The 23579-nt window shown below is 66.9% G+C and carries 26 protein-coding genes; 18 read left to right on the top strand and 8 right to left on the bottom strand.

The window, feature by feature from the left end; all coding sequences use genetic code 11:
* The first annotated feature begins 5 nt into the window (after window positions 1-5).
* From IB278_RS10300 to cydX, 3 genes are read left to right on the top strand one after another with little or no spacing between them, the layout of a single operon-like run.
* Window positions 6-1622: a cytochrome ubiquinol oxidase subunit I gene (locus IB278_RS10300; RefSeq protein ID WP_145747798.1), complete on the top strand. Its 1617-nt coding sequence runs from the start codon at window positions 6-8 to the stop codon at window positions 1620-1622.
* On the top strand, window positions 1619-2773 hold the full coding sequence (gene cydB, locus IB278_RS10295; RefSeq protein WP_145747797.1) for a cytochrome d ubiquinol oxidase subunit II: 1155 nt from the start codon (window positions 1619-1621) through the stop codon (window positions 2771-2773). The genes IB278_RS10300 and cydB overlap by 4 nt, the downstream gene beginning before the upstream one ends.
* A 14-nt stretch (window positions 2774-2787) precedes the next feature.
* Window positions 2788-2937 (top strand): cytochrome bd-I oxidase subunit CydX, encoded by a 150-nt coding sequence (gene cydX / locus IB278_RS10290; protein ID WP_145747796.1) that lies wholly within the window; start codon window positions 2788-2790, stop codon window positions 2935-2937.
* A 6-nt stretch (window positions 2938-2943) separates the two neighbouring features.
* On the opposite strand, the gene IB278_RS10285 is transcribed toward cydX, so the two are convergent.
* A complete protein-coding gene (locus IB278_RS10285) occupies window positions 2944-3525 on the bottom strand; it encodes a GbsR/MarR family transcriptional regulator (RefSeq protein WP_192323354.1) in 582 nt (193 codons plus the stop codon).
* Between the two features lie 142 nt (window positions 3526-3667).
* The gene (locus IB278_RS10280; RefSeq protein ID WP_145747794.1) at window positions 3668-4090 is read right to left on the bottom strand and encodes a cupin domain-containing protein; all 423 of its coding nucleotides are present in this window, start codon (window positions 4088-4090) and stop codon (window positions 3668-3670) included.
* A 107-nt stretch (window positions 4091-4197) separates the two neighbouring features.
* Between IB278_RS10280 and IB278_RS10275 the strand changes: the two genes are divergently transcribed.
* From IB278_RS10275 to IB278_RS10215, 13 genes are all read left to right on the top strand, one after another.
* The gene (locus IB278_RS10275) at window positions 4198-4644 is read left to right on the top strand and encodes an ArsR/SmtB family transcription factor (RefSeq protein ID WP_192323353.1); all 447 of its coding nucleotides are present in this window, start codon (window positions 4198-4200) and stop codon (window positions 4642-4644) included.
* The gene (locus tag IB278_RS10270) at window positions 4533-5000 is read left to right on the top strand and encodes an SRPBCC family protein (protein ID WP_145747792.1); all 468 of its coding nucleotides are present in this window, start codon (window positions 4533-4535) and stop codon (window positions 4998-5000) included. The genes IB278_RS10275 and IB278_RS10270 overlap by 112 nt, the downstream gene beginning before the upstream one ends.
* Before the next feature lie 76 nt (window positions 5001-5076).
* Window positions 5077-5262 (top strand): hypothetical protein, encoded by a 186-nt coding sequence (locus IB278_RS10265; RefSeq protein ID WP_021008003.1) that lies wholly within the window; start codon window positions 5077-5079, stop codon window positions 5260-5262.
* Window positions 5263-5294: 32 nt separating this feature from the next.
* Entirely contained in the window at window positions 5295-6407 is a 1113-nt protein-coding gene (gene aroC / locus IB278_RS10260) for a chorismate synthase (protein WP_145747791.1), read from the top strand.
* The gene (locus IB278_RS10255) at window positions 6407-7591 is read left to right on the top strand and encodes an MFS transporter (protein ID WP_145747790.1); all 1185 of its coding nucleotides are present in this window, start codon (window positions 6407-6409) and stop codon (window positions 7589-7591) included. Before aroC ends, IB278_RS10255 begins: the two co-directional genes overlap by 1 nt.
* Window positions 7592-7705: 114 nt before the next feature.
* The gene (locus tag IB278_RS10250) at window positions 7706-9871 is read left to right on the top strand and encodes a LamG-like jellyroll fold domain-containing protein (RefSeq protein ID WP_192323352.1); all 2166 of its coding nucleotides are present in this window, start codon (window positions 7706-7708) and stop codon (window positions 9869-9871) included.
* 157 nt (window positions 9872-10028) lie between these two features.
* Window positions 10029-10502: a DUF2515 family protein gene (locus IB278_RS10245; RefSeq protein ID WP_412556323.1), complete on the top strand. Its 474-nt coding sequence runs from the start codon at window positions 10029-10031 to the stop codon at window positions 10500-10502.
* Complete coding sequence (locus tag IB278_RS10240; protein ID WP_192323350.1) at window positions 10502-11392, top strand: hypothetical protein; 891 nt, start codon at window positions 10502-10504, stop codon at window positions 11390-11392. Before IB278_RS10245 ends, IB278_RS10240 begins: the two co-directional genes overlap by 1 nt.
* 43 nt (window positions 11393-11435) lie before the next feature.
* Complete coding sequence (locus IB278_RS34205; RefSeq protein ID WP_318646680.1) at window positions 11436-11912, top strand: pentapeptide repeat-containing protein; 477 nt, start codon at window positions 11436-11438, stop codon at window positions 11910-11912.
* A 239-nt stretch (window positions 11913-12151) separates the two neighbouring features.
* Entirely contained in the window at window positions 12152-13156 is a 1005-nt protein-coding gene (locus IB278_RS10230; protein ID WP_192323349.1) for a sugar ABC transporter substrate-binding protein, read from the top strand.
* Between the two features lie 16 nt (window positions 13157-13172).
* Window positions 13173-14132: an ABC transporter permease gene (locus IB278_RS10225; RefSeq protein WP_145744595.1), complete on the top strand. Its 960-nt coding sequence runs from the start codon at window positions 13173-13175 to the stop codon at window positions 14130-14132.
* Window positions 14132-14929, top strand: a complete 798-nt coding sequence (locus IB278_RS10220; protein WP_145744597.1) for an ATP-binding cassette domain-containing protein — start codon at window positions 14132-14134, stop codon at window positions 14927-14929. Before IB278_RS10225 ends, IB278_RS10220 begins: the two co-directional genes overlap by 1 nt.
* The gene (locus tag IB278_RS10215; protein WP_145744599.1) at window positions 14922-16151 is read left to right on the top strand and encodes an ROK family transcriptional regulator; all 1230 of its coding nucleotides are present in this window, start codon (window positions 14922-14924) and stop codon (window positions 16149-16151) included. The genes IB278_RS10220 and IB278_RS10215 overlap by 8 nt, the downstream gene beginning before the upstream one ends.
* 34 nt (window positions 16152-16185) lie before the next feature.
* Here IB278_RS10215 and IB278_RS10210 read toward each other — a convergent pair whose 3' ends face one another.
* The 6 genes from IB278_RS10210 to IB278_RS10185 all read right to left on the bottom strand — a co-directional run bounded on the left by IB278_RS10210 (window position 16186) and on the right by IB278_RS10185 (window position 21806).
* Window positions 16186-16626 (bottom strand): hypothetical protein, encoded by a 441-nt coding sequence (locus IB278_RS10210; RefSeq protein WP_145744601.1) that lies wholly within the window; start codon window positions 16624-16626, stop codon window positions 16186-16188.
* A gap of 143 nt (window positions 16627-16769) precedes the next feature.
* Window positions 16770-17792, bottom strand: a complete 1023-nt coding sequence (locus IB278_RS10205; RefSeq protein ID WP_192323348.1) for a Bug family tripartite tricarboxylate transporter substrate binding protein — start codon at window positions 17790-17792, stop codon at window positions 16770-16772.
* A gap of 28 nt (window positions 17793-17820) precedes the next feature.
* On the bottom strand, window positions 17821-19239 hold the full coding sequence (locus IB278_RS10200; RefSeq protein ID WP_318646679.1) for a sensor histidine kinase: 1419 nt from the start codon (window positions 19237-19239) through the stop codon (window positions 17821-17823).
* Window positions 19240-19905, bottom strand: coding sequence for a response regulator (locus tag IB278_RS10195; RefSeq protein WP_145744605.1), 666 nt, complete (start codon window positions 19903-19905; stop codon window positions 19240-19242). It abuts the gene before it with no gap.
* Window positions 19906-19930: 25 nt separating this feature from the next.
* Window positions 19931-20938 carry a Bug family tripartite tricarboxylate transporter substrate binding protein gene (locus IB278_RS10190; RefSeq protein WP_192323347.1) on the bottom strand — a complete coding sequence of 336 codons (1008 nt, stop codon included), beginning with the start codon at window positions 20936-20938 and terminating at the stop codon, window positions 19931-19933.
* A gap of 73 nt (window positions 20939-21011) precedes the next feature.
* Window positions 21012-21806, bottom strand: a complete 795-nt coding sequence (locus IB278_RS10185; RefSeq protein WP_145744608.1) for an IclR family transcriptional regulator C-terminal domain-containing protein — start codon at window positions 21804-21806, stop codon at window positions 21012-21014.
* Window positions 21807-22006: 200 nt separating this feature from the next.
* Between IB278_RS10185 and IB278_RS10180 the strand changes: the two genes are divergently transcribed.
* Complete coding sequence (locus tag IB278_RS10180) at window positions 22007-22930, top strand: shikimate dehydrogenase family protein (RefSeq protein WP_192323346.1); 924 nt, start codon at window positions 22007-22009, stop codon at window positions 22928-22930.
* A 42-nt stretch (window positions 22931-22972) separates the two neighbouring features.
* Window positions 22973-23578, top strand: a complete 606-nt coding sequence (locus IB278_RS10175) for a TRAP transporter small permease (protein ID WP_145744612.1) — start codon at window positions 22973-22975, stop codon at window positions 23576-23578.
* The last annotated feature ends 1 nt before the right edge of the window (window position 23579 follow it).

The raw sequence follows: 23579 nt of genomic DNA, 5'->3' as shown, positions 1-23579 counted from the left end.
ACCCCATGGACCTCGACATCGTCGCGCTATCGCGCCTGCAGTTCGCCGCCACGGCGCTCTACCACTTCCTGTTCGTGCCGTTGACGCTCGGGCTGTCGATCATCCTCGCGGTCATGGAAACCGTCTACGTGATGACGGGCCGCGTGATCTGGCGCGACATGACCAAGTTCTGGGGCGTGCTGTTCGGCATCAACTTTGCGATGGGCGTGGCCACCGGCGTGGTGATGGAGTTCCAGTTCGGCATGAACTGGAGCTACTACAGCCACTACGTCGGCGACATCTTCGGCGCGCCGCTGGCCATCGAGGGGCTGATGGCCTTCTTCATGGAAGCCACCTTCGTGGGCCTGTTCTTCTTCGGCTGGGACAAGCTCTCCAAGGTGGGCCACCTGATCGCCACCTGGGCCGTGGCCATCGGCTCCAACTTCTCGGCGCTGTGGATCCTCATTGCCAACGGCTGGATGCAGAACCCCGTGGGCGCAGCCTTCAATCCGCAGACCATGCGCATGGAGGTGACCGACTTTTTTGCGGTGCTGACCAACCCGGTGGCGCAGGCCAAGTTCGTGCATACCGTGTCGGCGGGCTATGTGTGCGCGGCGGTGTTCGTGCTGGGCGTGTCGGCCTGGTACGTGCTCAAGGGCCGCCACCTCGAATTGGCCAAGCGCTCGATGACGGTGGCGGCCTCGTTCGGCCTGGCGGCGTCGCTGTCGGTGGTGGTGCTGGGCGACGAGAGCGGCTACCTGTCGACCGAACACCAGAAGATGAAGCTGGCCGCCATCGAGGCCATGTGGGAGACGCATCCCGCGCCGGCGGCCTTCACCGCCTTCGGCTTCCCCGACCAGGAGGCGCGCGAGACGCACTACGCGATCCATATTCCGGCGGTGATGGGGCTGATCGGCACGCGCTCGCTCAACACCGTGATCCCCGGCATCGACGAGCTCGTGAAGCGCGCCGAGGTGCGCATCCGCGAAGGCATCAAGGCCTACGACGCGCTGCAGCAGATCCGGGCCGCCGGCAGCACGCAGGCCGTGCCGCAGGGCGTGCGCGACGCCTTCGAGAACGGCGGCACCGACATGGGCTATGCGCTGCTGCTCAAGCGCTACGTCGACGATCCGCGCAACGCCACGCCCGAGCAGATTTCCAAGGCCGCATGGGACACCGTGCCGCAGGTGGCGCCGCTCTTCTGGCTGTTCCGGATCATGGTGGGCATCGGCGTGCTGCTGATCGTGCTGACGGCCACCTTCTTCGTGCTTTCGACGCGGCGCCGGCTCGACAGCCACCGCTGGCTGCTGAGGATCGCAGTGCTTGCCATACCGCTGCCGTGGATCGCCATCGAGTCCGGCTGGCTGGTGGCGGAGTTCGGCCGCCAGCCGTGGGTGATCGAAGGCGTGTTGCCGACCGCGGTCGCCGTCTCGAACCTGGGCGTGAAGACGCTGCTGCTCACGCTCGCCGGCTTCGTCGCGATCTACACCACGCTGCTGATCATCGAGATGAAGCTGATGCTCAAGGCCATCCGCAAGGGACCGGAGGCGGAGCATGCACCCGACGAGGGCGACACGCTCTCGCACATTCCGCCGGCACACGCAGGTGCCGCCGTCATTCCTTCCACCGGGAGCGCCGCATGATCCTCCACACACTTCTAGACTACGACACCCTGCGCATCATCTGGTGGCTGTTGATCGGCGTGCTGCTGGTGGGTTTCGCCGTGACCGACGGCTTCGACCTGGGCAGCGGCATGCTGCTGCCTTTCGCGGCGCGCAACGACATCGAGCGCCGCGTGGTCATCAACAGCGTGGGCCCGGTGTGGGAGGGCAACCAGGTGTGGCTGATCCTTGGCGGCGGCGCGATCTTCGCGGCGTGGCCGCAGCTGTACGCCGTGTCGTTCTCGGGCTTCTACCTGGCGATGTTCGTGATTCTCACGGCGCTCATCCTGCGGCCCGTGGCCTTCAAGTTCCGCAGCAAGCGCGAGTCGCCGCAATGGCGCGCGCGCTGGGACTGGGTGCTGTTCTTCAGCGGCTTCGTGCCCGCGCTGATCTGCGGCGTGGCCGTGGGCAACGTGCTGCAGGGCGTGCCGTTCCGCTTCGGCGCGGACATGCACATCTTCTACGACGGCGGCTTCTTCGGCTTGCTGAATCCGTTCGCGATCCTGTGCGGCCTGGTGTCGGTGGCGATGCTCGTGATGCACGGCGCTGCGTGGCTGCTGCTCAAGACGGCGGGCGCAGTGGCGGAACGTGCGCGCACCTACGGCATCGTTGCCTCCGTGCTCACCGTCGCGCTGTATGCGCTGGCCGGCGTTCTGCTCGCGACGAGCATCGGCGGCTACCGGATCAGCAGCGTGGTGGACGCCGTCGGGCCGTCGAACCCGATGCTCAAGACCGTCGAGCTGCATGCCGGCGCATGGACCGCCAACTACGCGGCGCACCCGTGGACGCTGGCTGCACCGGTGCTCGGCTTCGTCGGTGCGCTGGGTGCGCTGCTCGGGCTGGTGTTGCGGCGGCCGGTGCTTGCGCTGCTGGCGGCCGCACTCGGCATCGCCGGCATCATCCTGAGCGTGGGCGCATCGATGTTCCCGTTCATCCTGCCGTCGTCGATCGACCCGCGCGCCAGCCTCACGGTGTGGGACTCGTCGTCGAGCCATCTCACGCTGTTCATCATGCTGGTGGTCACGGCCATCTTCATTCCCATCGTCGTGGCCTACACCACCTGGGTCTACCACGTGCTGTGGGGCAAGGTCGACGAACAGGCCATCCGCGACGAGAGCGGACACGCCTACTGAAAGGACGAAAAGAGATGTGGTACTTCGCCTGGATTCTCGGCCTGCCGCTGGCGGCTGCCTTCGCCGTGCTCAACGCCATGTGGTACGAACTCATGGACGACGACGCCATCCGCAAGGAAAAGCTCGCGGTGCCCGAAGCGCCGCAGGGGCAGGAGCGGCTCTGAAACCTCTCAACCGGCAGCCGGCTTGTTCTTCTTGGGGGTGCTGCCGGTGATGCGGTCCTTGAGGCCCAGCACCTTGGTCACGGTGGCGCCCATGCCCATCAGCTGCAAGGCGGTCTCCGGTGCGAGCCGCTGCACGTCGTCGAACCACTTCATGAGCCGGTCGATCAGGTCGTGCATCTCGCGCATGCGCTCCTGCGCATGCCGCTCGGCATCGCTCGCGGGCGATTCGAGCAGCGCGTTGCGCAGCATCGAGAGCGTGGGCTCGATCTCGCGGCGGCGGCGCTCCTCGGCCAGCACGCGAAAGATCTCCCACACGTCCGCGGGCGCCTCGAAATACTCGCGCCGGTCGCCGGGGTGGTGGCGCAGGTGCACCAGCCGCCAGGCCTGCAGTTCCTTCAGGCCCATGCTCACGTTGGAGCGCGAGAACTCGAGCAGCTCGGCAATCTCGTCGGCGTTGAGCGCATGCTCGGAAATGAAGATCAGCGCGTAGATCTGGCCGACCGTGCGGTTGATGCCCCACTTGCTGCCCATCTCGCCGAAGTGGGCGACGAACTGGCGGCTGAGCGGGGGAAGGGTGGCGGTGGGCATCGGCAGATTTTCGTTGCGAATTGCTGTAGCTTCAAGAAAGACTGAAGCTTTCCGGGATGCGAGGGCGTGCTTCGTCCCACCGAAGTGAATTCCTCCTCCGTCAGTTGCCGGGCCGCATCGCCCCTTCCCGAGCTAGGCGTGCCTAGGCCCACGGCGTGGGCGGCGGAATCTCGCACACCGGCTCGACGTCGATGCTCTTGAAGTCGGCCGGCGAGACGATCTCCAGGTATTCCATGTCGGGCGAGTAATCGAAAAGGAAATGGCGGATGCCGGGCCGCTGGTGCACCACGTCGCCGGCTTCGACCAGCGTTTCCTTGTCCTCGTACATGAAGCGCGCCCAGCCCTTGAGCATGATCACGATCTGGAAGTCGGCCTCGTGGCGGTGCCAGCCGGTGCCCGTTTCCGGTGCCATGTTGGCCTTGACGAGGTGCGCGATGACCTTGCCGTGGGTGGCCTCGGCAATGCCGAGGTCGCGGTAGAGAAAGAAATCGCGCAGGCCGCCCGAGACATACGCGGTGTCGCCGGGTTTGACGTGGGAGAACTGGGTGGCGGTTCGGTCCGGCATGGGGCGCTCCTTCGCGGGTGGTGTGTGCCGTGGTGCGGCACGCATAAAGCGTTCCCGAGACTGGCGCCCGCAACGCCTCTCAAGAAAAACACCATATACTCAACCATATGGTTCACTCAGACAATGCCACCCTCGACGCCGTCTTCGCCGCGCTCTCCGACCCCACGCGGCGCACCGTGCTGGAGACGCTGGGCGAGCGCAGCCTCAGCGTGACCGAGCTGGCCGAACCGCATGGCATGTCGCTGACCGGCTTCATGAAGCACCTGCGGGTGCTGGAGGACGCCGGGCTCATCTCGCGCACGAAAGAGGGCCGCATCGTGCGCTGCGAACTCTCGCCGCGCCCCATGCAGGAGGCTGCCGTGTGGCTGTCGCGCTATGAGAAATTCTGGACCGGGCGCCTCGACGCATTGGCGCGCTTTCTCTACCACCAAGAGGAGACCGAATGGCAAAACCTGCCGCCCCCGCCAAAGAGCGACCCTCGCTCACCCTCCGCAGGCACTACCCCGTCGCCCCCGAAAAAGTCTGGCGCGCGTGGACTGACCCGCAAGCGCTGAAGGCCTGGTTCGGCCCTGAAGAAATCGTTTCCGTGCCGGTGGCCGAGGTCGACCTGCGCGTGGGGGGCCGCTTTCGCGTCGCCATGCGCGCGGCCGATGGAGAAACGCACGACGTGAGCGGCACCTACCTGGAGCTCGTGCCCAACCGCAAGCTGGTCTTCAGCTGGGCCTGGCGCAGCACGCCGGAGCGCGAGTCCCGCGTCACGGTGCGGATCGAGCCTGATGGCAACGGCTGCGAACTGGTCCTGCTGCACGAGCAGTTCTTCGACGAGGCCGCGCGCGAAGGGCACAACCATGGCTGGACCGGCGCGATGGGCAAGCTCGAGCGGTGGCTGGCGCAGCAGCAGGACGCATGACCGGCTTCCACGCATTGCCTGGGCGCTGGCGAAGACCCATACTGGGGCCTCCACGAGACGACGAACGGAGCCTCCCATGAGCAACGAACTTCGCAAGAAGCTGCACGACCTGGCGGAACTGGCCGACAACACCTCGGACCCGCAGACCAGGGCCATCGTCGAGGCCATACGGCTTCAGACGGCCGTGCTGAACGAACGGCTCTTCGCCATCGAACTGCAGCTGGGCACGCTCACCAGGCGCATGGAAAACACGACGGACTGAGTGGCCGCCGCTTTGTAGGGATAATCCCCACCATGAGCGGCAACACCTTCGGAACTCTCTTCGCGGTCACCAATTTCGGCGAGTCGCACGGCCCGGCCATCGGCTGCGTCATCGACGGCTGCCCCCCGGGCATGGCATTGAGCGAGGCCGACATCCAGGGCGATCTCGACCGCCGCCGTCCCGGCACCAGCCGCCACGTCACCCAGCGCAACGAACCCGACGCGGTGCAGATTCTTTCGGGCATCTACGAAGGCAAGACCACCGGCACCCCGATTGCGCTGCTGATCCAGAACACCGACCAGCGCAGCAAGGACTACGGCCAGATCGCCCAGCAGTTCCGCCCCGGCCACGCCGACTTCACCTACTGGAAGAAATACGGCATCCGCGATCCACGCGGGGGCGGGCGCTCTTCGGCGCGGCTCACGGCGCCCATGGTGGCCGCGGGCGCGGTCGCCAAGAAGTGGCTGGCCGAGAAATACGGCATGGTGTTCCGCGGCTGCATGACGCAGATCGGCGAGATCGCCATTCCGTTCGAGAGCTGGGACCACGTGCCCAACAATCCCTTCTTCGCACCCGTCGCCGACGTGAGCGAACTCGAGGCCTACATGGACCGCCTGCGCAAGGCCGGCGATTCCTGCGGCGCGCGCATCCGCGTGACGGCCACCAACGTGCCCATCGGCCTGGGCGAACCCCTGTTCGACAAGCTCGACGCCGAAATCGCCTACGCGATGATGGGCATCAACGCCGTGAAGGCGGTCGAGATCGGCGCCGGCTTCGACAGCATCACGCAGCGCGGCACCACGCACGGCGACTCGATCACGCCCACCGGCTTCGTCACCAACAACGCAGGCGGCATCCTGGGCGGCATCAGCTCGGGCCAGGACCTCGAGGTGAGCATCGCGATCAAGCCCACCAGCTCGATCATCAGCCCGCGCCAGTCCATCGACATCCACAACAACCCGGTCGAGGTGGTCACGAAGGGCCGCCACGATCCGTGCGTCGGCATCCGCGCGACGCCCATCGCCGAGGCCATGCTCGCGCTGGTGGTCATGGAGCACGCGCTGCGCAACCGTGCGCAGTGCGGCGATGTGCAAACGCAAGCCGAGAAGCCGGAATCCGCCTCGCCGCAGGCGTCCTTCCTCTAGTGTCTACTGCGCCACCCGTGGCCGCCGGGCGCGGCCACCTGCTGGCGTTCGCTGGTCTGTCGGCCAGCTATTTCGCGCACATCGGTTTCTTCAACCCCTACCTGCCGCTGTGGCTCCAGGACCTGGGGCTGCCGATCTTCACGATCAGCCTGCTGGCCTCGGTGCAGTCGATCACGCGCGTGTTCGCGCCCTATGCCTGGGGTGCGCTCAGCGACCACACCGGGCAGCGCGTGAAGCTGCTGCGCTTCAGCGCCGCCGTGGCGCTCGCCAGTTCGTTCGGGCTCTGGTGGCACGGCGGCGCCTGGTGGCTGGCGCTGGTGCTGCTGGTGATGTTCACCCACACCAGTTCGATGATGTCGCTCACCGAGGCCGCCATGGCGCAGCTGGTGGCGGGCGACTGGGGGCGCTACGGGCGCATTCGCCTTTGCGGCTCGGCCGGCTTCCTGGTGACCGTGTTCTTTGCGGGCGAGTGGTTCGAGCACTTCGGCATGAAGCACTTTCCGGCCTGGGCCGCGGGCACGCTGGCCATCGTGCTGATCGCGACGATGAAGCTGCCCGACATCCGCGAGCCGGTGGCGGCGCACGACGCGGTCAAGGAGCCGATCGGGCCGGTGCTGCGCATCCCGGCGGTGCGGTGGTTCTTCGCGTCGCTGTTCTTCCAGGTGATGTCGCACTTCTCCGTCTACGCTTTTTTCTCGCTGTACCTCGATTCGCTCGGCTACGGCAAGAGCGTCATCGGCCTGCTGTGGGCGTTGTCGGTGGTGGCCGAGATCGTCTGGTTCTTCCTGCAGGGGCGGCTCATCGGCCTCTTGCCGATGCCGCGCTGGATGCTGGTGTGCGGCATTGCCGCCGTGGCGCGGCTGGGCCTCACTGCCGGGCTGGGCGGCTCGATCGCGGCGCTCGTCGTCGCGCAATGGCTGCATGCGCTGAGCTTCGCGGCGCACCACACGACCTGCATCGCCGTGGTGTCGCGGCGCTTTCCGGGCCGGCTGCGCGGAAGGGGACAGGCGCTCTTCACGGTGATCGGCTATGGCTTCGGCGGCGTGCTGGGCGTGCTGCTGGGCGGTGCGGTGGCGCAGGAACTGGGCTACCGCACCATGTTTGCGCTGGCGGCCGTGCTGGCGGCGGTGGGGAGCCTGTGCGCGTGGCGGGTGGTGAGACTGGAGCGGGTGGGCAAGGCCTGAGCTTCTTGCGGCGTGCGCGCGGAAATCGCACGGCAAACAAAGTGTCACGGGCCCTCAATGCCCACGTCATCGGGCTTGCCTACGCTGCGCGCTTTCCAACGCTTTGCCATCCCCATGTCTGTTTCCGACGATCCGCGCGGCGCGCGCACTCCGAGCCATCCTTCCCTGCCCGAATCCCATGGCGAACCGGCGGCCCCGCCGCGCCGCCAGGTCCTCAAGCTCGGCGCATCCCTGCTGGCCGTCGGCGGCAGCAGTGCCATGCTGGCCGCCTGCGGTGGCGGAGGAGGCGGCGTTGCGCCCGGCTTCGGACCGTTGCCGGCCCCTGCACCCGCTCCGGCGCCTGCACCGCCGCCGCCCGCGGCGCCGGCCGACACCAGGGTCTCCAGCTTCGCGCTCGCCGTGATGCCCGACACCCAGTTCTATGCGCGCTATGCCACGGCCGCCGAGAACGACCAATACGACAAGCGTTTCGGCAGCGCACCCTTCGCCGCCCAGACGAAGTGGATCGCAGCCAATGCCAAGGCGCTGAACATTCCCTTCACCATTCACCTCGGCGACGTGGTCGACCAGGTCGGCAAGCCCGACCAGTGGAAGGTGGCCGATGCTGCCATGAAGGTGCTCGAAGACGCCAGGCTGCCCTACAGCGTGCTCGCCGGCAACCACGACGTGCTGAACGACGTGGACTACAGCGTCGACCCGAACAGCGGCACCGACGCGACCCGCACGCTTGCCAACGAGCCCTACCTGCAATGGTTCGGCACCGAGCGCGCCAGGCGCCAGTCCACCTTCGGCGCGCGCGACGCCAGCGGCTTCCACGAATACCACGTGTTCGAGGCGCAGGGCCAGAAGTTCATGGTGCTGTCGCTGTCGTGGCGCATCTCGGATGCCGGCATCGCCTGGGCGCGCCAGGTGATCGCGAAGAACCCCACGCTGCCGGTGATCCTGGTCAACCACCAGCTGCTCAACATTGCTGCCGACGGCACCAGCCCGCTCGAGACCGACTACGGCAAGATGCTCTGGGAGAAGCTGATCCGCGACAACGACCAGATCTTCATGACGCTCAACGGCCACCATCACGGCGCCGCGCACCTCACGAAGACCAACGACTTCGGCCACCAGGTCGAGGAGATGGTGGTCGACTACCAGATGGCCTACCAGGGCGGCAACGGCCTGATGCGCCTCTATGAATTCGACCTGACCCGCAAGCAGATCAAGGTGCTGTCGTTTTCGCCCTGGGTGCCGCAGAAGCCGGCCGCCACGCTGACGTCCTTCGACCAGGCCGTGCTCGCCACGCCCAACGAGGCCTTCACCATCGAGATGGACTTTGCGCAGCGTTTCGCAGGCTTCAACAAGAGCTTCGGCACGGGCAGCGCCACCATCGACGGTTCGCTGGTCGACCAGGCCAGGGCCATGATCCTCGCGAACTACACCGAGCCCGAGGTGCTCGCACAGCGGCCGGCCTCGAATCCGGACGACTATCCCAAGGTTGCGAACACGCTCGCGCACTGGCGCTTCTTCGGCGGCACCGCCAACCAGCCGGTGCTGCCTGGGACCGTCATTGCAGACGTGGCCGGCGCCAATCCGCTGCACCGCGACGCGCTGAACCAGGGCGGCATCCAGGGCGCGGCGGACGGCGACATCGTCTGGACCGACGACCGCCACCATCTCTCGGCGGCGCCGGGCTCGGTGCGCTTCCTGAACACCGACAAGAACGTGCCGCGCCTGAGCTACTTCCTGACCGAGGCAGCGGCACCGATCAATGGCCAGACGCTGGACAAGGGCTACACCGTCGAGGCCTTCGTGAAGATCGACAAGAGCTGGACCAGCAGCAAGCAGGCGTGGATGAACATCATGACGCGCGACGGCCGGCGCGGCGACCTTGCCGGCTACCAGGGCGGAGACCCGGAAGCGCCGCCGATGCTGTTCGCGATCTCGAGCCTGCGCGAAGTGCAGTGGGAAGTGGTGCCAAGCGCGGCCGGCGCGCGCTCTCCCAAGACCAACTGGTCCGGCGAGGTGATTGCCGACCGCTGGGTGCATATCGCAATCGTCAACGACCCGGTGTCGCACGACACCACGATGTATGTCGAAGGTGCGCCGGTGCTGCGCAACATCGGCAACGCACCCGGACTGGCCACGCTCTCGGCCAGTTCGCCCTGGGTGGTGGGCGGCGGCTCGTGGGACGGCGCCCGCGCCGACGGCTTCTTCGGCAACATCGGGGAAGTGCGCGTTGTGGGCGCTGCGCTGGCGCCGGCGCAGTGGCTGACGGCGCGCGCGGGTTGAGCAGGAGTAGATAAAGGTAAAGGCGGGGGCTGCTGCTTCCCGCCTGCCTTCCCGGCTCCCTGCGCGCGATGTGCAGCAGCGCTATTCGGCTGGCGCTTTTTCCATTCCTCGATGTCGATCAAGGCTCCTTCTTCCTGGAGGGCCGTGAGGCTCATTCGTGTGCCCTTTTTCACTGGTGGCAAAGAAAAACAAGCCTTGCCTTGAGCAATTGACTCCACAACTACGCCATCTGATGAAAATGGCTGCCCATGAGCAAAAAAACATCCTGCAAAATCTCATTTATAACAATGCCGATTTTTCTTGGTGGATCAAAGTTCAAAGAAATGATTCGGAGTTGCGGGGGCTGGCAAAGGCTTTTGCAGTTCCGGCAAGTTGGGTCAGCCCCAAGTTGAAGGTTTCTTTCATCAGTCAATGCGATACCGATCTTCCGGAGTACAGCAATGTCGCTTCCGAGGATACGAAATTGGAAAGCTATCAAAGCCGAATGAAATGGATCGAGTTGGTCGGGAGCCAATTTCATGACTTGATGAGAAGAAAGACCTCGTTCATGGAAGCGGAACTGTCGGCGATGGCAGGCTGGGTCGATACACAAGATTCGGTTGTTTATCTGAAGGAAAGTCGAGCACTCTGATGAATTTTCGAGAATTAAATGGGGTGTTCGCCATTTTTTTGCTTGCCAGTTTTTCTTTTTTGGCGTGGGCTGCCCCAAGCCAAACCCCAGATGCCTTATCGAAAACAGTTATGAATTCCTCGGAAAAACGCAACGTATTCGTAGAGATTGGAGAGCCTCCCGAGGCTTGGGTCAGACGTTATGGGAAAAAGGTTGAAATCAATTCAAAAAATCATGGGTTAAAGTTCTACGGCCTCGATTGGACGGTCAAAAATCCGGGGCAATTGATCGTTCGCAATCGTTTAAGTGAATTTCAATTGGAAGCGGTGTTGGGGGCAATGGGGACTTTCGATGACGAATATCCAGGAGAGGGCTTTTCGAAGATTGTGATTACGACGAACATCTCCCAGAGCGAAACCATCGCTCATGACGAAGCTCGGCAAAAAATATTCGCACTGCTGCAAAAAATCCGAAGTGCAGGATGGACACGCTGGATCTATCCGAGTGACCCTCGATTGAGCGGGGAGGACGCATTTCGTTATCAAATCGCAGAAGACGATACGTTCTACTCATTGGACTCGAATTACCTGCCTCCCTTGGATGTCTGGATGAAGCTTTCAGATCGCTCGCAATGGAAGTTCTTCTTGAATGATGTTGCTATGTCCGTCAGATTCTCTAGAGACCAGGATCGGATGAAGCCGAACCTCCCCGGCGCGTATATTGTTTGGATCGAGCTGATATCGAAGAACGAGATGGAGCGTAGCGAATTTCAAGGTGAGGAGCGTAAAAAATGGAAGGCGCTATATCCTGGGGCAAGAAAAAGACAGCTGTCCATCCGCATCGAGCAGGAAAAAAAACTCCAGATGCAAGGTTATAAAATAGATGTCGAATATAAGAATCCAGATCAATGACATTGCAGAGCCCTTGGGCAGGAGATGGCCCCGTTGACGTGGGATGAACCATTGTGGCAATTGGGACAAACAACATAAGCGCCCAACAATTCATCCTCGACCACGACAAATGGCGCAAAGGCCTCGGCGGCGCGCCCGCGGGCCTGGCCGGCCAAAGCGACGCCAATGCCTATCCCCGGCTGGACTGGAAACGGCGCAATTCGCCGCGTCGTCCTTCTCGGGCAGCAGCTTCACGGACACGGTCTTTAGGCGCGCCGGCTGGACCGCCTGCCAATTCGATGGCTGCAGCTTCACGCGCTGCAACGTCGAGCACATCGCTATGGCGGATTGCGTGTTCACGCGCTGTGCCTTCGACCAGGCGCAGTTCAGCCAAAGCTCCCTTCGCGGTTGCCGCTTTGTCCAGTGCACGTGGAACGGCATGAACTTCGACGGCAGCGACTGGAGCCATGTGAAGGTGCTGCAGTGCAAGGGAACGAACGTACGCAAGGAACCTGCGCGGCGAGCAGGTCGACTTGACTGACAGCTATTTCGAGCAGGTCGAATTCGAGGGTGCGCAGCTCAACAACACCCTGTGAGGCCGCGAGGTGCGAACTTGCGCCCCCTCGGGTTTTCGATAACTAAAACCACTTGATTTAGTCGCTTCGCTCGCCGATAGTCTCCCTGCGTCCGGCCGCCGCGCTCCTTCCACACAGGGGCCGCTGCCGGTTATCCAGCCCCGCGGGCGCTTGCCGCCCGCCAACGAACGTACGGAGACAAACCATGTTCAGCTCCCGCTCCATCCTGGCCATGGCGGCCATGTCCCTGGCCGCATCGTCTGCCGCCTTCGCCGCCGACCAGCCCGTCATCGGCCTGGTCACCAAGACCGAAACCAATCCCTTTTTCGTCAAGATGAAGGAGGGCGCGCAGGAAGAGGCCAAGAAGCTCGGCGCCAAGCTGCTCTCGGGCTCGGGCAAGGCCGACGGCGACAACGCGGGCCAGATCACTGCGATGGAAAACATGATCGCCGCGGGCGCCAAGACCATCCTCATCACGCCGAGCGACGCCAAGGCCATCGTGCCGGCGATCAAGAAGGCGCGCGACAAGGGCGTGATGGTGATCGCGCTCGACAGCCCGGCCGATCCGCCGGATGCGACCGATGCGCTCTTTGCCACCAACAACTACACGGCCGGCGTGCTGATCGGCGAATATGCCAAGGCCGCGATGGCCGGCAAGACGCCGAAGATCGTCGCGCTCGACCTGCTGCCGGGCCACCCGGTGGGCGCGCAGCGGCACAACGGCTTCATGAAGGGCTTCGGCCTGCCGGCCAACGACGCCAAGTCGAACGAGCTGTCGAAGGCGCCCGAGATCGTCTGCATGGCCGACAGCTTCGGCGACCAGGCCAAGGCGCAGACGGCGATGGAAAACTGCCTGCAGAAGGCGCCCGAGGTGAACCTGGTCTACACCATCAACGAACCCGCTGCGGCCGGTGCCTACAACGCACTCAAGCGTGCGGGCAAGGAGAAGGGCGTGCTGATCGTCTCGGTGGACGGCGGCTGCCAGGGCATCAAGGACACCAGCGCCGGCATCATCGCCGCCACCTCGCAGCAGTACCCGCTCAAGATGGCCGCGATGGGCGTGGCGGCGGGCGTGGAGTTTGCCAAGACGGGCAAGAAGGCCTCGGGCTACGTCGACACGGGCGTGACCCTGATCGCGGGCAAGAGCGTGGCCGGCGTCGACAGCAAGGACACCAAGACCGGCGCCGAGCTGTGCTGGGGCAAGAAGTAAGCATCGGAGCGCTTTGATGGCGAAATCTCCAACGCACCACATTCCGTGGGGCGCCCTGGGGCCGTGGCTGGCCCTGCTTGGCGCATGCATCTTCTTTGCGACCCAGTCCGACCGTTTTCTCACGGGGGACAACCTCTCGCTGATCCTGCAGCAGGTGATGGTGGTCGGCGTGATCGCCATCGGCCAGACGCTGATCATTCTCACGGCGGGCATCGACCTGTCGTGCGGCATGGTGATGGCGCTGGGCAGCATCATCATGAGCAAGTTCGCGACCGAGCTCGGGCTGCCGGTGCCGGTGGCCATTCTGTGCGGCGTGGGCGTGACGACGCTGTTCGGGCTGGTCAACGGCCTGCTGGTCACGCGCATCAAGCTGCCGCCCTTCATCGTGACCCTGGGCACGCTGAACATCGCGTTCGCGATCACGCAGCTGTATTCGTCATCCCAGACCATCACCGACCTGCCCGCCGGCCTCACGGGGCTGGGCACCACCTTCGCCGTCGGCGGCGCCGCGGTGGCCTGGGGCGCGGTGCTGATGCTGGTGCTCTACGCGCTCGCCTGGTTCGTGTTGCGCGAGACGGCCGCGGGGCGGCACATCTACGCGGTGGGCAACAACGCCGAGGCCACGCGGCTGGTCGGCATTCCGACGCAGCGCGTGCTGCTGGGCGTTTACGTGGCGGCGGGCGCGCTGTACGGCATCGCCTCGCTGCTGTCGGTGGCGCGCACCGGCGTGGGCGATCCGAATGCGGGGCAGACCGAGAACCTCGACGCCATCACGGCCGTGGTGCTCGGCGGCACCAGCCTGTTCGGCGGCCGCGGCGTGGTGCTGGGCTCGCTGATCGGCGTGCTGATCGTGGGTGTGTTCCGCAACGGGCTCACGCTGATGGGCGTGTCCTCGATCTACCAGGTGCTGGTGACGGGCGTGCTGGTGATTCTGGCGGTGGCGGCAGACCAGCTGTCGCGCCGGGGAGCACGTTGATGAATACCGTGGCAAACCCCAAGATCGTGATGCAGGCCCGTGGCCTGGTGAAGCGCTACGGCCAGGTCACGGCGCTCGATGGTGTCGACTTCGAACTGCGCGAAGGAGAAATCCTCGCGGTGATCGGCGACAACGGCGCGGGCAAGTCGTCGCTGATCAAGGCGCTGTCGGGCGCCATCGTGCCGGACGAGGGCGAGATCCTGCTCGACGGCGCGCCGGTGCACTTTCGCAACCCGCTCGATGCGCGGCGTGCAGGCATCGAGACGGTCTACCAGGACCTGGCGGTGGCGCCCGCCATGACCATCTACGAGAACCTCTTTCTCGGCCGCGAGCTGCGCCGCCCCGGCTTCCTGGGCAACATGCTGCGCATGCTCGACAAGAAGAAGATGCTGCACGAAAGCGCGGCCCGCATGGCGGACCTGAAGGTCGGCATCCAGTCGATGACGCAGGCAGTCGAAACGCTCTCGGGCGGCCAGCGCCAGTGCGTGGCGGTGGCGCGCAGCGCGGCCTTCGCGCGGCACGTGGTCATCATGGACGAGCCCACCGCGGCACTTGGCGTGAAGGAGGGCAACATGGTGCTCGAGCTGATCCGCCGCGTGCGCGACCGCGGCCTGCCGGTGGTGCTCATCAGCCACAACATGCCGCACGTGTTCGAGGTGGCCGACCGCATCCACGTGGCGCGCCTGGGCAAGCGCGCGGCGGTGCTCAACCCGAAGAACATCAGCATGAGCGACACGGTGGCCGTGATGACCGGTGCCATGACCGCCGACCAGCTGCCCGCGGAGGCGCATGCCTGATGCAGAAGCCCCTGCGCGCTCGCCCGACCTGCTGCGGCCTCGCGGGTCCAACCAGGTCGGCATGCGCCAGTTCAACGAGCGCACCGTGCTGCAGGCGCTGCGCGTTCACACCAGCCTGCCCAAGGCCGACCTCGCGCGGCTCACGGGGCTGAGCGCGCAGACCATCGGGCTCATCACCGCGCGGCTCGAGGAAGACGGGCTCATCATCAAGCAGGGCCGCGTGCGCGGCCGCATCGGGCAGCCTTCGGTGCCGCTCGCGCTCAACCCCGACGGGGCCTTTGCCATCGGCATCAAGGTGGGCCGGCGCGGCGCCGAATGGCTCTTGATCGACTTCACCGCGAAGGTGCGCGAGCGGCATGCGATCAGCTACGACTTTCCCGATGCGGACGAACTGCTGCCTGCCATCGCGCAGCACATCCACCGGCTGCGCGAGGGCCTCGGGCCGCTGGCGGTGCGCAACGTGGGTGCGGGGCTGGCCGCGCCGTTCCAGCTCGGAGGCTGGCATCGCACGCTCGGGCTGTCGAAGGCGCAGGCCGACCTCTGGAACCAGATGGACCTGGCGGCCGAGGTGCGCGCGCGCACCGAGCTGCCCGTGAGCTTTGCGCGCGACACGGTGGCAGCCTGCGTGGCCGAGCTGGTGGGCGGGCGCGGCCATGACCTGAAGAGCTTTCTCTACATCTTCGTCGACACCTTCGTGGGCGGCGGGCTGGTCATCAACTCGCACCTGCACACCGGCGCGCACGGCAACGCGGGCGCGCTGGCTTCGCTGCCGATGCAGCCGGCGCAGGCTGGTGCGGGCGGGGCGCTGCCGCCGCAGGTGATGGCCGAGGCCTCGCTGTGGGAACTGGAACAGCGGCTGCAGGCCCAGGGCCTGGATACCACCGCGGCCTACGACGACCGCGCGCTGCAGGCGCCCTTTGCCGCAGCCACGCAGGCCTGGCTCGGCTCCGCATCGCTGGCGCTCGCGCATGCCATCGTGAGCAGCACGGCGGTGCTCGACCTGGCGGACGTGGTGATGGACGGCTCGATGTCGCGCTCGCTGCTGCAAGCCCTGCTCGAGCAGACCCGTGCAGCGCTGGCCCGGTGCAACTGGGAGGGCTTGTGGGCGCCGCAGCTGCATGGGGGCCGGGTGGGTGCACAGGCGTGTGCGCTGGGCGGCGCGATGCTGCCGCTGCACGCCAATTTCGCGCCCGATCATGATGTGTTCCTGAAGGCGGCCTGAGGCGCGGCTCCGGTCCGGTTCTGAACCACGCCGCCTATAGCCGCGCCGCTGCCACGTGCAGGTTGCGTGGCAGTCGCAGCGTGCTTGCGCGTGCGCTTTCGGGGCAGGGCCCATCGGAATAGAGGGCATCGCCCTCGGGCATGACACACTTTTGCACTTCGACGAAGGCGGGCGGCTCTGCTGGAGCGACCGCCGGGCTTTCGATGACGGCGTTCACGAGCGGCGCGCGAAAGGGCACCGGCGGGGCAGGCGCTTCCCTGGCTGGCACCGGGGGCTCGACATGGGCCGGCATGGTCGCTGCCGGCAAGGCCGGTGCGCGCGCGGTGCTTTCGTGCACCAGGTCTTTCAAGGCCACATAGAAAAGGGATGTCGCCAGCAGCGCCACGGCCAGGCAGGGCGCCCAGTACCGTTGCGAGCCGGATCGGCGCGCAGCATCCGGGTGCCTGGACGGGTCGATCGTGTGTTCCGGGCTCATGGCTGAAGCTCCTTGGTTGTTTTCAGCCGTTCTTACCGGCGCCCGTCTGGCGCTGCTGTAGGCCTGCGCCACGTGGCGCTACGGAATCCGCCGCGTCGATGCCGTGGAAAGGACCGCTGCGGGGCCTCGCCCACCCGGGTTCTTCAGGGCTTCCAGCGCCGCAGGCCCAGTTCTTCGGCGAGCTGCCGGTAGGCCTGGATGCGGGCCTGCACGTAGTCGTCGAGCGCGGCGCCGGTCAGCGCGAAGGGGTAGAGGCCATGCCGTTCGCGCAGCGCCGCATAGCCGGGTGCGGCCGTGGCTTCGACGAATGCCGCAGTCCATGCGCGCACCGCGGCATCGGGAACGTTCGCGCTGAGGTACAGGCCGCGCACGGTCGGCCAGACGATGTCCACGCCTTGCTCTCGCGCGGTCGGCACACCGTCGAGTGCACCGCCCAGCCGCGCCTGCGAGAGCACGGCCAGCAGCCGCACCGCCGCACCGCCCGCGATGGCCTGCAGCGCCTCGGCGGCGTCGCCGGGGAACGCATCGACGTGCCTGCCCTGCAGCGCGCCCAGCGCGTCGCCGCCGCCTTCGAAGGACACGAAGCGCATGGCGCGGTGGTCGCGGCCGGCGGCGCGCGCCAGCAGCGCGGCCTTCACCCAATCCTGGCTGCCGACCGTACCGCCCGCGCCAAAGGCCACGCGCGAGGGGTCCTGGCGCAGCGCGGCCACCAGGTCCTGCAATTGCCTGTAGGGCGAGTCGCGGTGCACGGCGATCACGCCGTAGTCGGTGCCGAGCGCGGCAATCCAGCGCACGGCCGCGGGCGCATGCGGACCGAAGCGGCCCTGCGCGAGGTTGAGCAGCGAGCCGCTGGAGAACGCCACCAGCGTGCCAGGCCCGCCGAGCCGGCCGGTGGCGATGCGGTCGAAGGCCACCGCGCCGATGCCGCCCGGCAGGTAGCGCAGGCCGAGCGGCGGCCGCACGGGGCGCACGGCCTGCAGCGCATCGCGCGCCAGCGCGCAGGTCAGGTCGAAGCCGCCGCCGGCCTTGGCGGGGATCACGCATTCGGCCGCGGCCAACGACGGATCGGTGGTGCTCTGCGCCATGGCCGTGCGCGCGATGCCGGGCATCAGCAGTGCAGACAGCGCGCTGAGCGCATGGCGGCGGGTGGCGAAAGGAATCGGCATGGGAGCGTTGGGCGGCGCGACGTCCCGGCTAGCTGGCCGCCGGACGGGGCCACCAGATGATCGCATGCAGCCCCGTGCCGGACTCGCGTGCCTCGAGCCGCAGCTCCCCGCGGTGCCGCTGCGCGATGGAGCGCGCGATGGCCAGGCCGAGCCCGAAGCCGCCCTTGCCCGCGCGCGCCCCGCGGCGAAAGCGCTGGCCCAGCGCGGTGCGCTCCTCATTGCTCAGGCCGGGGCCGTCGTCCTCGACGTTGAGGCTCCAGCCCGCCGCATCGCCCGCCGCGAAGAGGGTGATCGTGCCTTCGGCCGGCGTGTAGGCGATGGCGTTCGCCACGAGGTTGCTCAATGCTTCGCGCAGCAGTGCCCGGTCGGCCACCGCGAAGAACTCGGGCGCGGGCGCATGGATGCCCAGGTCGATGCGCTTGGCGCGCGCGAGCGGCAGCAGGTCGACGGCCACTTCGCGCAGCAGCGCCGCCAGGTCGAACTCGGCGGGCTCCACCGCCACCGTGTCGCTGCGGCCCAGCGCCAGCAGCTGCTGCGCGCTGCGCGTCGCGCGGCCGATCTCGGTGCCGAGCGCGTCGAGGGCGGCCTGCACCTGCGTCGGGTCGTCCTCGCGCCTGGCGTAGTCGGCCTGCATCTGCAGCGTGGTGAGGTGCGTGCGCAGCTGGTGGGACGCATCGTCGAGAAACTGGCGCTGCTGCGCCGCCAGTTCCTGCGTGCGCGACATCTGCTGGTTGACCGCCGCCACCAGCGGCCGGACTTCCGCGGGCAGGTCGGCGTCCGCGATGCGGGTCAGGTCGTCGGGCGCGCGGGCCTGCACCTCGCGCGCGAGCCGCGACAGCGGCCGCAGCGCCGCGGCCAGCGCCAACGAGGTGCTGCACAGCAGCAGCGCGAGCACCAGTCCGTCGCGCAGTGCGGCGCTTCGGACAAAGCGCGCGCTGAATTCCTGCCGCGAGCGCGTGCTCTCGCCCACCTGGATCAGCACGCTGCGCCCGGTGCTGCCGGCCGGCGTGCGGTCGAGGTCGCGCCGGTAGGCCGCAAGCCGCACGGACTCGCCGAAATAGCTTGCGTCGTAGAAGGCCGGCACGCCCGTGCGCAGCTCGGCGGGCGGCGCGGGCAGGTCGGCGCTGCCGAGTTCGACCAGGCCGTCGGAGGTCGCCACGCGAAAGAACACCTGGCCGCTGGCCGTGAGCTCGAAGAACTCGAACATCGTGTAGGGCAGTTCGACCGAGAGGCCGCCCGAGGCGGTGGAGATGTTCGCGTCGATCGACTTGAGCGCGCCGAGCAGCGAGCGGTCGTAGGCCGCGTTGGCGGCGGCCAGCGCGTCGTGCCGCGTCATCCACAGCTCGATGCCGGTCACCAGCAGCAGGGCGGGGAACAGCAGCAGCGCGAGCCGCCGCCACAGGCTCGCGCGCCGCAGGCGCTGTGCGAATGGGCGCAGCGCACTCACTCAGTCGGCTTCCAGCACGTAGCCCAGGCCGCGCAGCGTGACGATGCGTACCCCGCTGCCGTCGAGCCGCTTGCGCAGCCGGTAGACCAGCACTTCGACCGCTTCGAGATGCACCTCATCGTCGTCGGAGAACACGCGCTCGAGGATCTGCTGCTTGGACAGCGGCTCGCCGCTGCGCTGCACCAGCACGCGCAGCACCGCCTGCTCGCGCGGCGACAGTGCCAGCGCTTCGCCGTCCAGCACGAACTGCCGGCGCGCGCCGTCGTACGCGAGCGGCCCGCAGGCCAGGCGCGGATGCTCCACGCCGCGCGCGCGGCGCACCAGCGCATGCAGCCGCGCCTCGAGTTCGGCCAGCGCGAAGGGCTTGGCCAGGAAGTCGTCGGCGCCCGCGTTGAGCGAGGCCACGCGCTCGCTCAGCGAATCACGCGCGGTGAGGATCAGCGCGGGCAGCCGCTGGTCGCGCTCGCGCAGCCGCTGCAGCACTGTGTGGCCGTCCATGCCCGGCAGGCCGAGGTCGAGCACCAGCGCGTCGTGGTCGCGCTGCTGCAGCGCGCGGTCGGCGAGCCGGCCGTCATCCACCCATTCGACCTGGATGCCCGCATGCTCCAGCGCCTTGCACAGCCAGGTGCCCAGGGTGTGTTCGTCTTCGGCCAGCAGGATGCGCATGGCGCGATGCTAGAGGCTGGAGCGCTCAATCAGGCTTGATGTTTGCCCTTGCGATGACCTTCTGCCAACGGGCTTGTTCCGCCGCGATGAACTGTGCGAACTGCTCGGGCGTGCCGCCGACGGCCTCGGCCGCATCGGCCGTGAGCCGCTGCATCGAATCCGGCGACTTCACGGCCTTCATCGTTTCGGCTGAGAGCCTGGCCAGGTTCGCGGGCTCCATGTTGGCCGGCGCGAGCATGCCGTACCACTGCGTCATCTCGAAGCCCGGAAAGCCCTGCTCGGCCACCGTGGCCACGTCGGGCAGCTGCGCGAGGCGCTTGGCCGAGCCGGTGGCGATGCAGCGCACCTTGCCTGCCTTGATGAATGGAATGATGGCCGCGGCGCCGATGGCCGATGCGTCCAGGCGGCCCGAGAGCAGGTCGGTCACCATCGGCCCGGTGCCGCGGTAGGGCACGTGCAGCATGAACACGTCGGCGGTCATCTTCAGGTATTCGAAGGCCAGGTGGCCCGCGCTGCCGTTGCCTGCGGAGCCGTAGCTGAGCTTGCCGGGCTTGGACTTGGCGTAGGCGATGAATTCCTTCAGGTTCCTGGCGGGCACGTCGGGGTGCACCACGTAGAGGCTGGGCACCTTGGCCAGCAAGCTCACGGGCTTGAAGTCCTTGTTCGCGTCGTAGGGCAGCTTGGCGAAGATGAACGGGTTGACCGCCAGCGTGCCGATGTGGCCGAGGATGATCGTGTGCTGGTCGGTGCTGCGCGCCACCTCGCTCATCGCGATGTTGCCGGCCGCGCCGGGCTTGTTGTCGACGAAGACGCTCTGGCCTAGCGTGCGCGAGAGTTCGGCGGCGGTGGAGCGCGCCACGATCTCCGAGCTGCCGCCCGGCGCGAAGGGCACGACGAAGCGCACCGACTTGCTGGGCCAGCCGGCCTGCGCCGAGGCCAGCGAAGGCAGCAGGCCGCCCAGGGCCAGGGCGCCGCCGCCCTGCAGCCACTGGCGGCGCGTGGGCTGCGGGTCGTTCGGGAAGTCATTGGACATGATGCTTGTCTCCATCGCTCGTGTAAAAGAAAGCCCGCATCCTGCCGCACGGATGCTGTCGGAAAGCTGTCGGTCAGATCAGGTTGCGCATGGCCTGCGCGGTTTCGCGCAAGACCGGCAGCACGCGGGCGACCGCGTCCTCGGAGCTTTCGTGGCCCATCGGCATGGTGATGTTGAGCGCGCCCACCAGCGTGCCGTGCCGGTCGCGCAGCGGCACCGCAATGCCGCGCGAATTGAGGTCCAGCTGCTGCTCCGACAGCGCCCAGCCCTGGGCCCGGATGCGCGCGAGCTCCAGCTTCATGCGCTCCTTGCTTGCGATGGTGTGCGAGGTGAACACCTGCAGCTGCCGCGTGGCGAGCCAGCCGGCCAGCTCGGCGTCGCTGCGCAGCGCGAGCATCAGCATGCCTGCGGCCGTGACCTGCGCCGGCACCCGCGCGCCCAGCACGTAGCCCGTGCTCATGCTGCGGTTGGGCCCGTTGCGCGCGATGTAGACCACCTCGTCGCCGTCCATCACGCTGAGGTAGGCGATCTCGCTGGTGCCCGCGGCCACGCGCTGCAGGAAGGGCTGGACGATGCGCGGCAGCCGCGCCGAGTCGAGGTACGACTGCCCGAGCCGCAGCACGCGCGGCGTGAGCCAGAACAGCTTGCCGTCGCTCGCCACGTAGCCCATGTGCTGCAGCGTCAGCAGATAGCGCCGCGCGGCGGTGCGCGTCATGCCGGTGCGTTCGCCGGCCTGGCTGGCGGTGAGTCGCGGATGGGCGTCGTCGAAGGCTTCGATGATGCTCACGCCGCGTTCCAGCCCGGCGATCCAGTCGCGCTTGTCGAGGCCGGCCGGCGCGGGGGAAAGATCGGTGGCATCGGTGCTCATGGCCCGAAGTGTGCCGTGCGGCGGGCGGTGCGGAGGCCCGGCTGGATAAGGACAAACCCTGTTTATGTACGATCATCGAACGAATAAGGACGATTGTCGATCGATGTGGGCTTGATTTCTGAGCGAAATCCATGGAGAGGTGGCTAAAGTTCGCCTTGGCAATGGTCCTGGAGCGATTGCCGGACAAAAAGAGGCAAAAGATGACCACCTCCATCAGCGGCAGCACCCTGGCGTACCTGATCCCCGGCGACCCCGTGCGCAACGTGCGCCTGCCCCGGATGTTCAACGCTGCCTTCGAGCGCTTTGGCATCGACGCGGTGCTGGTGCCCGTGCAGGTGCCCCTGCGCGATTTCGCGGTGTTCTTCAAGTCGGCCTTCCTCGCGCGCAACGTGCGCGGGATGGTGATTGCACCGCCGCACAAGCCGCTGGCGGTCGACCTGCTCGATGGCTGCGGCCTGTTCGGCCGCGTGGCGGGCTCGGTCAACGTGGTGCGCCGCATCGAGAACAACGAGCTGGAGGGCGACCTGTTCGACGGCGAGGGCCTGCTGGGTGCGCTGGACCACTTCAACATTCCATTCCGCGGCAAGCGGGTGCTGATCCTGGGTGCCGGCGTGAGCGCCGCGGCCATCGGCGTGGCGCTGGCCGAAGGCGGCACGGTCGACGGCGCCGAGCACATCGCGTTCTACGACACCTCGGCCGGCAGGGCCGCCGGCGTGGCGGCCAAGCTCGACGCCTTCTTCGATGCCAACGTGGTGGCGGTCGACCGCAATGCGCCCGAGGGCTACGACCTCGTCATCAACGCCACGCCGCTGGGCCTGGACGAGGCGGACGCGCTGCCCGTCGACGTCGCACGCATGGACGCCCATGCCGCGCTGTTCGACATCCTGCTGCGCAACCAGCCGACGCCGCTGGTGCGCGCCGCGCGCGCGCGCGGCCTCAATGCGCAGGCCGGCTTCGAGATGCTGATCCAGCAGATGCCGCACTACTTCGGCTACTTCGGCCACAAGGATGCGGCCGAAGCGCTGCGCAAGGACGCGGATTTCCTGCGCGAGCTGATCTATCCGGCCGCCATGGCCGCGGAGATTGCAGCCCCCTTGCGCTATCGCTCCGACAACGTCGCCTGAAAACGCGGACCGACCCAGAACAATTTCAACAGGAGGCAAGCAATGACAAGGATCTTCTCGTGGTACTGCCGGGGGCTCGAAGGGCTCATGGCGCTGATGCTGGCCCTCATGGTGGCCATGGTGTTCGGCAACGTCGTGCTGCGCTACGGCTTCAATTCGGGCATCACCGTGTCGGAGGAAGTGTCGCGCTGGCTCTTCGTCTGGATGACCTTTCTGGGCGCCATCGTCGCGGTGCGCGAGCACGGCCACCTGGGCACCGACATGCTGATCTCGAAGCTGCCCACCTGGGGCAAGAAGCTGTGCCTGGTGGTGGCCCACGGGCTGATGCTGTTCGCCTCGTACCTGCTGCTCACGGGCAGCTGGCAGCAGACGCTGATCAACTGGGACGTGAGTGCGCCCACCACCGGCGCCTCGGTCGGCATCTTCTATTTCGTCGGCGTGGTGTTCGGCGTCTCGGCCATCGTGTTCCTGCTGTACGACCTGTGGCTGGCGCTGAGCGGAAAGCTCAGCGACGCCGAACTCGTGATGGTGCACGAGTCGGAAGAGCAGGGCGACATCGACCGCATCAACGCCGAACTGGCGCGCCGCGATGCGGAAGAAGAAGCACGCACCCGCCAGGGCAGCGGTAACGACACGCGAGGCCGCTGAC

Source organism: Variovorax sp. VRV01, from assembly GCF_014852545.1.
Taxonomy (GTDB): domain Bacteria; phylum Pseudomonadota; class Gammaproteobacteria; order Burkholderiales; family Burkholderiaceae_C; genus Variovorax; species Variovorax beijingensis_A.
Note: the sequence above shows the minus strand (reverse complement) of the source record. Positions and strands in the feature narration are given on the sequence as shown.